We start from the raw sequence: 13,153 nt of genomic DNA, 5'->3' as shown, positions 1-13,153 counted from the left end.
TCACTCCCCCGCGAGCCACAACGCCTCCTCCCGCGTGTGGGCGCCGAGCTTGCGATAGAGCGCCTTGAGGGATGCCGCGGCCGTGTCCTCGGAGACGAACAGGGCCGCGGCGATGTCGGACAGCGACGAATGCGCACGCAGCACCCGCAGCACCTGCTGCTCCCGGCGGGTCAGACGGACGCGTGCGGCGCACTCCCACAACTGCGGCACGACGGCCGCCTCCACGCCCACCCGGGGCAGGAGCAGTTCCCGCACGGGCGGCGTCGCCTCGGTGAGCGCGGCCGGCGCCCCGTGGGCGCGGACCACCGCCGCCGCGGCATCCAGGGTCTCCTCGCGTACCTCTCCCCCCACCTCCTGCTCGGCCGACGCGGCCAGCACGACACCGGACGGGAAGTGCGCGGGCGTGAACCCGTCGCGCATCGGTGAGCGCAGGATCGTCAGGGCGTCGTCGGGTCGTCCGCGCAGCAGAGCCTGACGCGCGCGACTGACGTCGATCGCGAGGTTGCCCTCGCGCATCCCGGGGGCGCGCAACACGCGTTCGGCCGATCTGAGGTCTCCGGCGATCTGCGTCAGCTGAGCGAGGTCCGCGCGCAGCAGGGAACCGGAGAAGGAGCCCGGCGGGAAGCGGTCGTACGAGGTGCTGAGCGTCGTCCGGATCGCGTGGATCGCCTCCCACGGCTCCTTCTCGAGCATGGCCGCTCGCGACCGGGCATGCAGGACGAGCCACTCCAGCTCACCCGTGACGGTCGGCTCGTCGACGCGAGCGATCCATCGGCGGGCGGAGCCCGGGTCGAGCTCCCCCACGGCGATCAAGGCGCGGACGACGAAGCCGACGCTCTGATACCGGTGAGCGAGGGTTCCCGCCGCGGGCGCGGGCGCCGGGTCTCCCAGCAGCCGTGCGGCCTCGACGAAACGCTCCTCCAGCACGTGCCAGAGCGCCAGGTGAGCGTGGACGGAGGCCAAAGCGGGATGCCCCTCGCCGACGGATGCCCAGTGCGCCGCCTCCCACAGCACCTCGACGGCGGCGGGCTCCTCGTGGGCGAGCATCCTGGCGACCGCGCAGAGGATGAACAGCACCGGCAGGATGTCCGTCAGACCCGTGCGGTCCTCGGCCGCCTCGACGGCGAGGTGGATCTCGTCGATGAGGGCGGAGGTCCGCTCCCCCCAGCCGTGGGAGATCAGCTCCCCCAGACGGACGTGCAGAAGGATCAGACCGTCCGCCGGCCGCGCGGATGCGTCGTGGCGCACGAAGGCGGCGAAGCGCTCGAGCACGGGCGTCGGAATCTGCCGCCCCTCGCCGAGTGCCCCCGTCAGGGCGCGCCACATCTCGCGGCGCGGGTGCTCGGCCAGCCACTCCGATGGCAGGGATGCCACGGCTCGATCCACCAGAGCGGGATCCTGCAGAAGCAGTCGGTAGAAGTGCCGCTCCCAGAGAGCCTCGATCCGGTTGAGATCGGCGCGGTCGATCGCGCGCGCGAGCTCGCTGATGATGTCCATCGGTGTTCCCCCCACCGGCGCGCGATCGCGCGCCGAACGTCCTGTCATCCGTCGCAGGCCCGAGCTCGCACTCGAGGGGAATGCCCACGACGGCGGTCACCCGCGACCGGCCGGGAACGCACTCGGGTGGCGTTCGCGGCGAGGCCACGGGTCCCGGACGACCGCGGAACGATCGCCCGGCACTGCGCGTCCACCGGCTCGGCAGGAGTCGATGGTCGCGTCCCGGCGGAGCCGGATGCGCGAACTGGATAAGTTTGCGCCCCGAGAGCCTAACTACCTGGACGTCGAACGCAGCACATGTACGCATTATCGAACGGCGTTCGCCAATGCAGAGGTTAACCATCTGGTTAACCCACGTGGGACGCGCGCTTCGGTGTACGCGCCGAGGGCGGGTCGCGGAACACCTGCGCCGGCGTCTTCTTCAGAATGACGGCGATGGTGCCCACCGGGCACGAAGAAGGCCCCCAGGCTCACCGATTGCTCGGCGGCCTGGGGGCCTTACGTCCGCGTCGTCGTGCGGATGGTGGCGAGTGAGGGATTCGAACCCCCGAATGCAATGCAGTCTGATTTACAGTCAGATCCCTTTGGCCGCTTGGGTAACTCGCCAGGTGCGCACCCGCCCGGCTTAGTCAGTCGACCGGAGGCGCGATCCCCTACTCTACTATCCCCGAAGGGGTGCCTCAAACCACGCCCGCGGGACGTCGCAGGATGCCGCTCACTCGGGCACGCGCAGCAGTGCACCCTCTTCGCGGCAGGTCGCTGCGGCCACGTCCATGGCCCGCTGCAGCACCGCCGCCCACGCGTCCTCGCCGGCCGGCAGCGCGTCCCGGACCAGCGAGACCGTCGTCGCCAGGACCGCGTCACCGCCGCCCATCGTGTCGACGATGCGCCCGGGCAGTTCGGAGATACCGCGTGCGACGGTGACGTCGCCGGCATCCACGGCCGCTCCCCCGGCCCCGTACGTGGCGAGCACCGCTCCCACGCCGAGGTCGCGCAGACGGGTCCGGAGCTCCTCGAGCGACGAGCCGTACAGCACCTCGGCGTCGTCCTCCCCGACCTTCACCAGCAGCGCCCCGGCCGCGGCCTTCTCGAAGCCGCGCACGAACGCCGCACGGTCGCGCATCATGCCGGTCCGCGGGTTCGGGTCGATCGCCAGCGGGGTCGACGGCGACGCAGCGGCATCGACGAGCTCGTCCGTCTGCGCCTCGTCGTCGAAGGGGAAGCAGCTGACGACGACCATCGCCGCGGAATCCATCGCCTCCCGCTCTGCGGCACCGAAGACGACGCGACGGTTCTGCGCCGCCTCGTTGAAGACGTACACCGGCTCTCCGCCGGCCGAACGCGTGCTCACCGCCCGGGACGTGCCGTGCGGTGCGGGACTCGCGAGGAGCTTCACGTCGAACTGGTCGAGATAGGCGCGGATCTGCGCGCCGGCCGCGTCGTCGCCCACCATCGCGACGAGCGTCGCCGGCACGCCCAGACGCGACAGGCCGACCGCGACGTTCAGCCCGGCGCCGCCGACGAACTCGCGCACGCCGTCGTCGTCGCGCAGCTCGTCGATCAGCGCGTCGCCGATCACGACGACGCGCGGGGTCACCGCTCCGCCCCGGCGGTCTCGAGCACGCGCTCGACGAACGCCTCCGTGCGGCGCTTCGTGCCGTCGATCTTCATGTCCACGCTCCCGCGGATCTCGCTCGGAGCGAGCGGCATCGCCAGACGCACGTTCTCGTGGCACGACAGGTCCGCGCACATGTACGTGCCGACCGTGTCACCGTGCGCCCCGGCATCCCCGGCCTTGCGGGCCGTGAACAGCGCGACCTGATCGCCCGGCTGCATCGTGTGGCACAGGTTGCACATCGCCGCCCGGGCCCGCGACTGCCCGTCCGCCGCGCGCAGCACCACGGCCGTCGGCTCGCCGTCGCGCTCGGTGACGAGATAGCCGCGCCCGCGGGTGCGCGGATCACGCCAGGCGAAGAAGTCCATGTGATCCCAGTCGGTGAGCAGGAAATCGTGCGGCATCGTGACGACCCGCAGCTCATCGGGTCCGGCGTTCACGAACGCGTCGCGGACCTCGTCTTCGGTGAGTGCTCGCATGGGATCCGAGTCTACGAGCGCGACGGGCGGCGGGGGGCGGTCTCTCAGCCTCGCCTCAGCGGCATCCCGCGGCCGATCCCGCCGTCTCCCGGCCGTCCCCGGTAGCCTGGACGCATGGCCGACAGCTCATTCGACATCGTCTCCAAGATCGACCGCCAGGAAGCCGACAACGCGCTGAACCAGGCCCGCAAGGAGGTCGAGCAGCGCTACGACTTCAAGGGCACGGATGCCTCCATCGACTGGAGCGGCGATGCCATCCTCATCAAGGCGAACTCCGAGGAGCGCGCGAACGCCGTCCTCGACGTATTCCAGACCAAGCTCATCAAGCGCGGCATCTCGCTCAAGAGCCTCGAGTCCGGCGAACCGACCGCGAGCGGCCGCGAGTACCGCATCACCTCCACGCTGAAGGAGGGCATCTCGCAGGAGAACGCGAAGAAGATCGGCAAGATCATCCGCGACGAGGGCCCCAAGGGCGTCAAATCGCAGATCCAGGGCGACGAGCTGCGCGTGCAGTCGAAGTCCCGCGACGACCTGCAGGAGGTCCAGCGCCTCCTCAAGGCCGCCGACCTCGACGTCGACCTGCAGTTCACGAACTACCGCTGACCGGCGTCATGGACGTCACCTTCGCCCGGTGAGCAGACCTCTCGACCCGCTCACGTGCCCGACGTGCGGCGACCCGCTGCGCTTCGAGATCCTCGACGACGAACGCTTCCTCGTCGCGTGGTCGTGCGTGAACTGCGGCCTCATCCGCACCACCGAGCCGGTGTGAGATTCCCTCGATCGATGATCCCGCCGGGTCCGACCATCCCTGTCGAGCAGGGCGATGCATGCGTATTGCCACGGCGAGATGATCGCGATCGTCTGGGTCGACGCTTGTGCAGCACCGCGACCGACGGGCCACCCGCGGATCCGCGCGGCGCGCCCAACACCGCCGAGTGGTACCATATCCGGTACGCCCGAGGAGGTATCGTGTCCGCCATCACCGCGTCGGAAGCCCGCAAGACACTGTTCGGCCTTATTCAGCAGGTGAACGAGGATCACGCACCCGTCGAGGTCGTCTCGCGCCACGGTAACGCCGTGCTGCTGTCCAAGGACGATTACGACTCCCTCACCGAGACGGCCTACCTCCTTCGCAACTCCGCGAACGCGGAACGTCTGCTCGAGGCCATCGGACGGGCCCGGCGGGGTGAGTTCGAACAGCACGACCTTCTGGACGCGTGACCCGGTCGTTCGCCTTCGACCCCCACGGGTGGGAGGACTACGTGTGGTGGCAGGGGCAGGACCGGAAGACCTTGAAACGCATCAACACGCTGATCACCGAGGTCCTTCGTGATCCCTTCGCCGGCATCGGAAAGCCGGAGCCGCTCCGGCACGTCCTGAGCGGCGCGTGGTCCCGACGTATCGACGACGCCAATCGACTCGTCTACTACGTCACGGACGATCACATCGTCATCCTGCAGGCACGCGAGCACTACTGACGAAGAAGCGAGTCACTCGCGGAGGCGGGCCACGAGGTCGGCGATCTCGTCGAGGTGGACGCGCATGGCCGCCTCGGCGGCATCCGGATTCCCCGCCCGCAGGGCACGGAGGATGCGGGCGTGACCGTCGTGCGACAGTCGACGCCCCTCGTCGTCGAGGTGCGAGTACAGCCGACCCTCGACCGTCCACGAGACCGTCAGCTCGCTGAGCGACGCGAGCAGCGGGTTGCGCGTCGCCGCAGCCACGGCGACGTGGAAGGCGACGTCCAACCCCACCGACCGCTCCACGTCGTGCACGTGCGCCGACCCCTCGAGCAGCGCCTCCAGCGCGGCGAGCTCGTCCCGCTCGATCCGTCCGGCCGCGAGCCGCGCGATCTGCGGCTCCACCACGGTCCGGAACTCGCTCGAGGCGGCGATCGCCCCGTCGTCCGGGGTGTCGAACGATCCCAGCACGGCCGATAGCGGCAGCCGGGCGCTGACCCGCGTCCCACTCCCCTGCCGGCGCTCCACCAGACCGGCGGACTCCAGCCGCGACAGCGCCTCGCGCACGGCCGAGCGGGAGACGCCCATCTGCGCGGCCAGCTCCCGCTCCGTCGCCAGTCGGTCCCCGGGCTTCAGCACGCCCGCGACCATCAACGACCGCAGACGCGCGAGCACCTGGTCGCGCACCGAACCGGCACCCCGTTCGAGCGGCGCCAGCGCCACATGATCCGTCACAGTGATCCTCCCCTCGCTCATCCTCCCAGCCCGCGGGTGACTCGGGCGCTGGATTGGTCCGACCGTAACCGCGACGAAACAGAGGAAAACCGCCGAGGAAACAGGGGCGTCCCATCATTGGACGGACCACTCAGAACCCGAACGAGGAGTACAGATGGCCAACGACACCGCACGCGGCGGCATCCGGAGTCCCCGGACCGTCGTCAGGGCCCTCCGCCACCCGGCCACGCTCATCGCACTGGCCGCGGTGCTCGGCGTCGTCTTCGGCCTCGTCGCCGGCGAGTGGGCCGGCAACCTCAAGTTCATCGGCGACCTGTTCATCCGCCTCATCCAGATGGCGATCGTGCCCCTCGTGATGGCCTCCGTCATCGTCGCGACGGGCTCCATGACCGGGACCGGGATGGGCCGCCTCGCCGGCCGCACCTTCTCGTGGATGATCGGCTTCTCGATCGTCGCCGCCCTCGTCGGCTGGGGCCTGGCGGCCCTCTTCCAGCCCGGGGTGGGCATCGACTACTCCGGACCCGTCGATGCCGCCCTGCAGGAGTCCGCGCAACCGGCGACCGGCTGGCAGGAGACGGTCCTCGGCTTCGTCTCGACCAACATCGTCAACGCCATGTCGACGGCGAGCATGCTGCCCATCATCGTGTTCTCGCTCCTGTTCGGCCTCGCCCTCAACGGCTACATCCGCACGACCGGCAACCGCCTCATCGTGACGCTGCTCGAACAGCTGCAGCAGGTCGTCCTGGGCATGATCCGCCTGGTGATGCACATCGCCCCCATCGGCGTCTTCTGCCTCCTCGCAGCCCTCGCCGGCGACGTCGGCTTCGCCGTCGTCACCACCGCGCTGTCGTACCTCGGCCTCACCCTTCTCGGCGTCGTCATCGTCACCGTGCTGTTCGTCGTCGTCGTGATCGCCCGCACCCGCCTGAATCCCTGGGCCCTGCCCGGCAAGCTCGCCGAGCAGACCGTCATCGCCGTCACCACGACCAGCTCGGCCGTCACCTTCCCCACGGTGCTGAAGAACGCCGTCGAGAAGGTCGGCATCAGCCAGCGCGTCGCCGGCTTCACCCTCTCGGTCGGTCTGACGATGGGCTCCTACGGCGCGGTGCTCAACTACACCATCGTCATCCTGTTCCTCGCCCAGGCCGGACGCATGGAGCTCAGCCCCGGACAGGTCGTGCTCGGCATGGCCCTCGCGATCCTGCTCAACATGGGCACCATCACCGTGCCCGGGGGGTTCGCCGTCGCCGCGATGTTCCTCGCCACCTCGCTCGGGCTCCCCCTCGAAGCCGTCGGCCTCCTCATCGCCGTCGACTGGTTCACCGGCATCTTCCGCACGTTCCTCAACGTCAACGGCGACACCATGGTCGCCATGCTCGTCGCGGATGCCACCGACGAGATCGACCGCGACGTGTACGCCGGACGCACGACGGTCACCGCCGCCCCCGTCGACCAGGAGGGACTCGCCGACCGCTTCGCCGCCGCCGACCGCGCGGACTGACGGACGGGTCGAGAACCTCAGCTCCGCAGGCTGTCGTCCCGCCACTCGGTCACGACGATCTCGCCGCGCGCGGCGCGCTCCTCCCGCTGACGCAGCTCGACCCGCCGGATCTTCCCCGAGATGGTCTTGGGCAGGTCGAAGAACTCGACGCGACGGACGCGCTGGAACGGCGCGAGCCGCTCGCGGGCGAACCGCAGGATGTCCAGCGCGACCTCCTCGCCCTCGACGTGCCCGGCCGCCAGCACGAGGTAGGCCTTCGGGACGGCGAGCCGCAGCTCGTCGGGGGCGGGGACGACCGCCGCCTCCACGACGGCGGGGTGCTCGATGAGCACGCTCTCCAGCTCGAACGGGCTGATCTTGTAGTCCGACGCCTTGAAGACGTCGTCCGTCCGCCCGATGTATGTGATGCTCCCGGTCTCGTCTCGGCGCGCGACGTCCCCGGTGTGGAAAAGCCCGTCGGCGAAGGCCTCGGCGTTCCGTGCGTCGTCGCCGACATACCCGCTCATGAGGTTCACCGGCCGCTCGCGCAGGTCGATGCAGATCTCGCCTTCGTCGGCCCGCTCGCCCGTCACCGGGTCCACGAGCACCACGGGACAGCCGGGGAGCGGTCGCCCCATCGACCCCGGCACGAGGCCGGCGGCCGGCGTGTTCGCCACGACCGCCGTCATCTCGGTCTGGCCGTACCCGTCGCGGATGTCGAGACCCCATGCGCGCTGCACCGCCGCGATCACCTCGGGGTTCAGCGGCTCCCCCGCCGAGACGACCTCGCGCAGCGCTCCCCGCCGCCCGGTGAGATCGGCTTGGATGAGCATGCGCCACACCGTCGGCGGCGCGCAGAACGTCGTCACCCGGTCGGCCTCCAGCTCGGCCAGCAGGCGGTCGGCCGAGAACCGCGAGTAGTTCAATGCCAGCACCGTGGCCTCCGCGATCCACGGCGCGAAGAAGCAGCTCCAGGCGTGCTTCGCCCAGCCCGGCGAACTGATGGCCAGGTGCACGTCGCCCGGTTGCAGGCCCAGCCAGTAGACGGTGCTGAGATGTCCGACCGGGTACGAGGCGTGCGTGTGCTCGACGAGCTTCGGCTTCGACGTCGTCCCCGAGGTGAAGTAGAGGAGCAGGCGGTCGTCGGCGGCGGTCTCCGGATGCCGTGCGGGAGCGGCATCCCTCAGAAAGGCGTCGTCGTAGTGCGCCCAGCCGTCGACCGCGGGCCCGACCGCGATCCGGCCGAGACCGGCGGGGAGGTCGTCGAATTTGGGGGCATCCGCGGCTCCGACGACGACGTGGCGGATCTCGGCGCGCTCGATGCGGTCGGCCAGGTCGCCCGGACCGAGAGCGGTCGTCGTCGGGGCGATCACCCCGCCCAGCTTCATGATCGCCAGCATCGACTCCCACAGCTCGACCTGGTTGCCCAGCATCAGCAGCACCGCGTCGCCGCGAGCGACGCCCCGGGACGCCAGCCACGCGGCGACCTGATCGGAGCGGCGGGCGAGCTCGTCGAACGTCCGCTCGTGGTGGGTGCCGTCGTCGTCCACGACGATGAGCGCCGGGCGGTCGTTCCCCCGCGCCATCGGGTCGAACCAGTCGATCGCCCAGTTGAACGGACCCTCGAAGCGCGGCCAGGCGAAGGCGGCGGCGCGCGCGGGATCGGTGCGGGATGCGAGCAGCTCGTCACGGGCGGCGCGGTAGCGCGCGGTCGCAGAGGCGGTGGTGGGGCTCATGGGACTCCTTCGAACCCGTCCTACGCTAGTCCCGCGTCCGGCCGTCACCGCAGGCCGGACGCCAGCGCCGCGTAGGCGGCCTCCCGCGCCGCCGGGGCCGACAGGAACACGTCGTGCAGCGCCCCGTCGACCCGGGAGATCGTCACGGTCGCCGCGATACGCGTCGCCGCACGGGCGATGTCGTCGACGACGAGGACCGAGTCGCTGGACAGCATCGCGTCGCTCCACGTGAGCGCCGTCGTGGACCGGGCCGAGAGCAGCACGTGCACGGCGCAGCCGACGTCGAGACCGGATGCCACCCGCGCATGGCCCGCGATGACCGCCGCGAGCCAGCCGGGATGAGTGGGGAAGCCCTGCGGCGGCCGCCACCCGTCGGGACTCTCCGGCAGCGTCCCGACCTCGCGCTGCGCGCGGGTGTAGAACCCCAGATCGACCACCGGGTGCGTGCCCAGCGGGTCGATCCGCGCCCGCGCGTTCACGAGCGGGGCGAGTGCCTGCCGACCGATCGGGCCGAGCTGCAGCTCCAGCCACGGACTGTTCAAGATGAGCGCATCCGCCGCACCGGGATGCCGCGCCGCCCACAGCGTCAGCGTCAATCCGCCCGTGCTGTGACCGACCAGCATCAGCCGGCGCCCCTCGCGCGCCGTGCCCATGGCATCCCGCGCCGCCGCGATGTCGGCGTCGTACACGTCGAGAGCCGCGACGTACCCCGGCGACTGCCCCGGGCGGAGGCTCCGCCCGTACTTCCGCAGGTCGAGGGCGTAGAAGCGCGCGCCCCGCTCGGTGAAGAAGCCGGCGAGCCCGGTCTGGAAGAAGTAGTCCGACCAGCCGTGCACGTACAGCACGTCGACGTCGCGCAGCTCGCCGAACAGTCGCGCACCCGGGTGCGGGCGCGAACGCACGAGCGTCGCGCACACCTCGCCCTCCGGGTCGCGGCCGAGCGGCAGCGTCTGCTGCTCGAACCCCTCCCCGAGGACGTCCGGACGCCACTCCCCCATCGACTCGCGGCCCCGCCGGATCAGGCGCGCTGTTCCTCGCGCGCCGCGCGCTCCTTCGCCCGCTCCAGCGCGCGCTTCCGGGCCGCGCGGGCGTCCTCCTCGAGCTTCTCCGCCTTCGCCTCGTCGCGCGTCAGGTTGACCCCCGTCTCGGGATCGAACAGGTGCAGCGCATCCGGGGAGAACCACAGCCGCGCCGCATCGCCCGCGCGGACCGTGCTCATGGCATCCAGGGCGACGACGAGCTCGGTGCGCAGACTCTCGCCGTCCAGGTCGCGGTCCAGCTCCGACAGCTTCTCCTTCACCGTCGCATCCGTCTCGTACGGCACGTAGGCGTACAGGACCTCGCCCAGCCACTCCGTCATCTCGATGTCCAGCTCGGTCGTCACGCCGCCCGTGAGATCGCGCTCCGTGGCGTCCGCGTCCTCGAACGCGTCCGGACGCACCCCGACGATGACCAGGTCGCGTCCCTCCACCGCCGCGCGCAGCCGGTCGTCGAGCGGGACGTCGGCGATGGGCAGGCGCAGCACATCGCCGCCGGACCCCCGCACCACCGTGCCGCTGAGGAAGTTCATCGGCGGCGAGCCGATGAAGCCCGCCACGAACAGGTTCACCGGCTGGTCGTACAGACCGCGGGGGCTCGCGACCTGCTGCAGCTCGCCGCGGCGGAGCACCGCCACCCGGTCGCCGAGGGTCATCGCCTCCGTCTGGTCGTGCGTGACGTAGACCGTCGTGATGCCGAGGGACCGCTGCAGACGCGCGATCTCCGTCCGCATCTGCCCACGCAGCTTCGCATCCAGATTCGACAGCGGCTCATCGAAGAGGAACGCGCTCGCGTTGCGCACGATCGCGCGCCCCATCGCCACGCGCTGCCGCTGACCGCCCGACAGGTTCGCGGGCTTGCGCTCCAGATGCTCGTCCAGCTCGAGCAGCTTCGACGCCCGCCGCACCCGCGTGTCGATCTCCTCGTCGCTGAGGTCGCTGGACTTCAGCCGCATCGGGAACGCGATGTTCTCGTACACCGTCAGATGCGGGTACAGCGCGTAGTTCTGGAAGACCATCGCCAGGTTCCGGTCCTTCGGCGCCTTGTCGTTGACGACCTCGTCGGCGATGCGCAGCTCCCCGTCGGAGATGTCCTCGAGGCCCACGATCATCCGCAGCAGCGTCGACTTCCCGCATCCCGACGGCCCGACGAGGATCACGAACTCCCCGTCGGCGATGTCGAGGTCGACGCCCTTCACGGCGGTGAAGCCATCGTCGTACGTCTTGACGATCTTGTTCAGAGTGATGGATGCCATGACTCGCTCCTTTAGCCCTTGACGGCGCCCTGCGTGCTGTTCCTCAGCCCTTGACGGCGCCCTGCGTGAGACCGGACACGATCCGGCGTTGGAAGATGACGACGACGATGACGATCGGGATCGTCACGACGATGGCGGCGGCGGAGATCGCCCCCGTCGGCGCCTCGAACTGCGACGCCCCGGTGAAGAACGACAGGGCTGCCGGCACCGGCCGGGCGGCATCCGTCGAGGTCAGCGAGATGCCGTAGACGAAGTCGTTCCAGGCGATGAAGAACGCGATGATCGCGGTGGTGAACACCCCGGGCGCCGCGAGCGGGACGACCGTCTTGCGGAACGCCTCGAACGGCGTCGCCCCGTCGACCTGGGCGGCCTGCTCCAGCTCCCAGGGGATCTGGCGGAAGAACGCCGCGAGGGTCCAGATCGAGATGGGCAGGGTCAGCGACAGGTACGGGATGATCAGGCCGAGCCACGTGTCGTACAGCCCCACCACGCGCCACAGGTTGAACAGCGGCGTGACGATCGACACGATCGGGAACACCGACACCGCCAGCGCCGTCGTCAGGATGATGCGCTTGCCGGGGAAGTCCAGCCGGGCGATCGCGTACGCGCACAGGGTGGCCAGCACGACCGCGATGAACGTCGCGATCAGCGAGATGCCGATCGAGTTGCGCAGCGCCGGCAGGAACAGGTCCTGGGCGCTCCCGCCCGGCGCGAGGATCGTGGCGTAGTTCTCCCACGTCCACTCCTCAGGCAGCAGCGTCCCCGAGAACAGCCCCGCCTGCGTCTTGAACGACGTCATCGCGATCGAGAAGACGGGGAACAGCGACCACACGAGCACGGCCGCGATGATCACGAGCCACATGATCCGCTGGGGCCAGGTCATCGCGCGCATCAGCTGTTCCTCCCCGCGGACAGGTCCACTTTGAAGCCCTTGATGAAGATGCCCGCGATGATCAGCACGCTGAGGAACAGCAGCACCGAGATCGCGGAGCCGAGGCCGATCTCGAGCCGCCCGATCGAGGTGTTGTATGCCAGCAGCGACAGCGCCTCCGTGTCGTTCGCGCCGGCGGTCATGATGAAGATGTTGTCGAAGATGCGGAACGCCTCCAACGTGCGGAACAGCACCGCGACCATGATCGCGGCCTTCATGTTCGGCAGGATGACGCGACGTAGCACCTCCCACGAGGTCGCTCCGTCGACCTTCGCGGCCTCTTCCAGGTCGCCGGGCACCTGCGCCAGGCCCGACAGCAGCAGCAGCGAGATGAAGGGCGTCGTCTTCCACACCTCGCTCAGGATGATGACGACGAGGGAGGTGCTCTGGGAGGCGAACCAGTTGAGGTCCTCGTCGAACCCGGGGATCCACGACAGCCAGTTGTTGACGTATCCGCCGGAGTTGATGTCGAAGGCGTAGAAGAATGCGAACGCCGAGACGACCGTGATGATGCCGTACGGCACGAGGATCGCCGTGCGCGCGAAGCCCCGCAGCTTCTTGATCGCGCGATGCATGACGAGCGCGAAGGCGAAGCCGATGATCAGCTCCAGCAGCACCGTCACGACGGTGATGAACAGCGTCACCCCCATCGACTGCCAGAACGCCGGGTCGCCGAGGATGACCTGGTAGTTGCGGAACCAGATGAACTCGCGGTCGTCCGGAGCGGTGAGCCGCAGGCTGAACAGCGAGTCCCACAGGGCCTGCACGATCGGGTACAGCGTCACCAGGAGCATGATCCCGAACGCCGGCCCGGCGAGCATCCAGCCAAGGCGGGCCTCGGCGCGGGCGCGGTCGGAGCGGCGCTTCTTGGGCCGGGTCGCGGTGTCCGGACGCTCCCGGTCGGCCCGCAGCGTGCCGGTGGCGGCG

Annotated in this window: 14 protein-coding genes and 1 tRNA gene; 5 read left to right on the top strand and 10 right to left on the bottom strand. The window is 70.0% G+C overall.

All coding sequences use genetic code 11. The annotated features are described in order from the left end of the window. From MRBLMI1_RS12410 to MRBLMI1_RS12395, 4 genes are all read right to left on the bottom strand, one after another. The gene (locus MRBLMI1_RS12410) at positions 1 to 1,497 is read right to left on the bottom strand and encodes a LuxR C-terminal-related transcriptional regulator (RefSeq protein WP_367733322.1); all 1,497 of its coding nucleotides are present in this window, start codon (positions 1,495 to 1,497) and stop codon (positions 1 to 3) included. Positions 1,498 to 2,018: 521 nt separating this feature from the next. Next, positions 2,019 to 2,103 (bottom strand) — tRNA-Tyr (locus MRBLMI1_RS12405). Positions 2,104 to 2,212: 109 nt separating this feature from the next. Next, positions 2,213 to 3,094 (bottom strand): PfkB family carbohydrate kinase, encoded by an 882-nt coding sequence (locus MRBLMI1_RS12400; protein WP_367733320.1) that lies wholly within the window; start codon positions 3,092 to 3,094, stop codon positions 2,213 to 2,215. Then, positions 3,091 to 3,591 carry an FBP domain-containing protein gene (locus MRBLMI1_RS12395; protein ID WP_367733318.1) on the bottom strand — a complete coding sequence of 167 codons (501 nt, stop codon included), beginning with the start codon at positions 3,589 to 3,591 and terminating at the stop codon, positions 3,091 to 3,093. The genes MRBLMI1_RS12400 and MRBLMI1_RS12395 overlap by 4 nt, the downstream gene beginning before the upstream one ends. 114 nt (positions 3,592 to 3,705) lie before the next feature. Here MRBLMI1_RS12395 and MRBLMI1_RS12390 point away from each other — a divergent pair, with 114 nt between their 5' ends. From MRBLMI1_RS12390 to MRBLMI1_RS12375, 4 genes are all read left to right on the top strand, one after another. Next, the gene (locus MRBLMI1_RS12390) at positions 3,706 to 4,194 is read left to right on the top strand and encodes a YajQ family cyclic di-GMP-binding protein (RefSeq protein ID WP_367733316.1); all 489 of its coding nucleotides are present in this window, start codon (positions 3,706 to 3,708) and stop codon (positions 4,192 to 4,194) included. Positions 4,195 to 4,222: 28 nt separating this feature from the next. Beyond that, positions 4,223 to 4,360, top strand: coding sequence for a hypothetical protein (locus MRBLMI1_RS12385; protein WP_167494239.1), 138 nt, complete (start codon positions 4,223 to 4,225; stop codon positions 4,358 to 4,360). A gap of 200 nt (positions 4,361 to 4,560) precedes the next feature. After that, complete coding sequence (locus MRBLMI1_RS12380; RefSeq protein WP_367733313.1) at positions 4,561 to 4,812, top strand: type II toxin-antitoxin system Phd/YefM family antitoxin; 252 nt, start codon at positions 4,561 to 4,563, stop codon at positions 4,810 to 4,812. Further along, complete coding sequence (locus MRBLMI1_RS12375) at positions 4,809 to 5,069, top strand: Txe/YoeB family addiction module toxin (RefSeq protein ID WP_367733309.1); 261 nt, start codon at positions 4,809 to 4,811, stop codon at positions 5,067 to 5,069. Before MRBLMI1_RS12380 ends, MRBLMI1_RS12375 begins: the two co-directional genes overlap by 4 nt. Before the next feature lie 12 nt (positions 5,070 to 5,081). Here MRBLMI1_RS12375 and MRBLMI1_RS12370 read toward each other — a convergent pair whose 3' ends face one another. Beyond that, positions 5,082 to 5,786 (bottom strand): FadR/GntR family transcriptional regulator, encoded by a 705-nt coding sequence (locus MRBLMI1_RS12370; protein ID WP_367733307.1) that lies wholly within the window; start codon positions 5,784 to 5,786, stop codon positions 5,082 to 5,084. Positions 5,787 to 5,940: 154 nt separating this feature from the next. Here MRBLMI1_RS12370 and MRBLMI1_RS12365 point away from each other — a divergent pair, with 154 nt between their 5' ends. Further along, the gene (locus tag MRBLMI1_RS12365; RefSeq protein ID WP_367733305.1) at positions 5,941 to 7,287 is read left to right on the top strand and encodes a dicarboxylate/amino acid:cation symporter; all 1,347 of its coding nucleotides are present in this window, start codon (positions 5,941 to 5,943) and stop codon (positions 7,285 to 7,287) included. 17 nt (positions 7,288 to 7,304) lie between these two features. Here MRBLMI1_RS12365 and MRBLMI1_RS12360 read toward each other — a convergent pair whose 3' ends face one another. From MRBLMI1_RS12360 to MRBLMI1_RS12340, 5 genes are read right to left on the bottom strand one after another with little or no spacing between them, the layout of a single operon-like run. Then, entirely contained in the window at positions 7,305 to 9,002 is a 1,698-nt protein-coding gene (locus MRBLMI1_RS12360) for an AMP-binding protein (RefSeq protein ID WP_367733303.1), read from the bottom strand. Positions 9,003 to 9,046: 44 nt separating this feature from the next. Continuing rightward, the gene (locus MRBLMI1_RS12355; protein WP_367733301.1) at positions 9,047 to 10,000 is read right to left on the bottom strand and encodes an alpha/beta hydrolase; all 954 of its coding nucleotides are present in this window, start codon (positions 9,998 to 10,000) and stop codon (positions 9,047 to 9,049) included. 20 nt (positions 10,001 to 10,020) lie between these two features. Then, entirely contained in the window at positions 10,021 to 11,295 is a 1,275-nt protein-coding gene (locus MRBLMI1_RS12350) for an ABC transporter ATP-binding protein (RefSeq protein WP_367733299.1), read from the bottom strand. Positions 11,296 to 11,338: 43 nt separating this feature from the next. Beyond that, complete coding sequence (locus MRBLMI1_RS12345) at positions 11,339 to 12,187, bottom strand: carbohydrate ABC transporter permease (protein ID WP_367733297.1); 849 nt, start codon at positions 12,185 to 12,187, stop codon at positions 11,339 to 11,341. After that, positions 12,187 to 13,137 (bottom strand): carbohydrate ABC transporter permease, encoded by a 951-nt coding sequence (locus MRBLMI1_RS12340; RefSeq protein WP_367733692.1) that lies wholly within the window; start codon positions 13,135 to 13,137, stop codon positions 12,187 to 12,189. Before MRBLMI1_RS12340 ends, MRBLMI1_RS12345 begins: the two co-directional genes overlap by 1 nt. Positions 13,138 to 13,153 lie beyond the last annotated feature (16 nt).

Origin of the sequence: Microbacterium sp. LMI1-1-1.1, assembly GCF_040815675.1 — a bacterium.
In the GTDB taxonomy this organism is placed as follows: domain Bacteria; phylum Actinomycetota; class Actinomycetes; order Actinomycetales; family Microbacteriaceae; genus Microbacterium.
This window is presented reverse-complemented; position numbering and strand designations above follow the sequence as displayed.

Excerpts from the sequence above, each read along its gene's own strand:
- MRBLMI1_RS12390 (WP_367733316.1), top strand. The coding sequence starts at position 3,706 with ATGGCCGACAGCTCATTCGACATCGTCTCCAAGATCGACCGCCAGGAA.
- MRBLMI1_RS12395 (WP_367733318.1), bottom strand. The coding sequence starts at position 3,591 with ATGCGAGCACTCACCGAAGACGAGGTCCGCGACGCGTTCGTGAACGCC.
- MRBLMI1_RS12365 (WP_367733305.1), top strand. The coding sequence starts at position 5,941 with ATGGCCAACGACACCGCACGCGGCGGCATCCGGAGTCCCCGGACCGTC.
- MRBLMI1_RS12355 (WP_367733301.1), bottom strand. The coding sequence starts at position 10,000 with ATGGGGGAGTGGCGTCCGGACGTCCTCGGGGAGGGGTTCGAGCAGCAG.
- MRBLMI1_RS12350 (WP_367733299.1), bottom strand. The coding sequence starts at position 11,295 with ATGGCATCCATCACTCTGAACAAGATCGTCAAGACGTACGACGATGGC.
- MRBLMI1_RS12345 (WP_367733297.1), bottom strand. The coding sequence starts at position 12,187 with ATGCGCGCGATGACCTGGCCCCAGCGGATCATGTGGCTCGTGATCATC.
- MRBLMI1_RS12410 (WP_367733322.1), bottom strand. The coding sequence starts at position 1,497 with ATGGACATCATCAGCGAGCTCGCGCGCGCGATCGACCGCGCCGATCTC.
- MRBLMI1_RS12360 (WP_367733303.1), bottom strand. The coding sequence starts at position 9,002 with ATGAGCCCCACCACCGCCTCTGCGACCGCGCGCTACCGCGCCGCCCGT.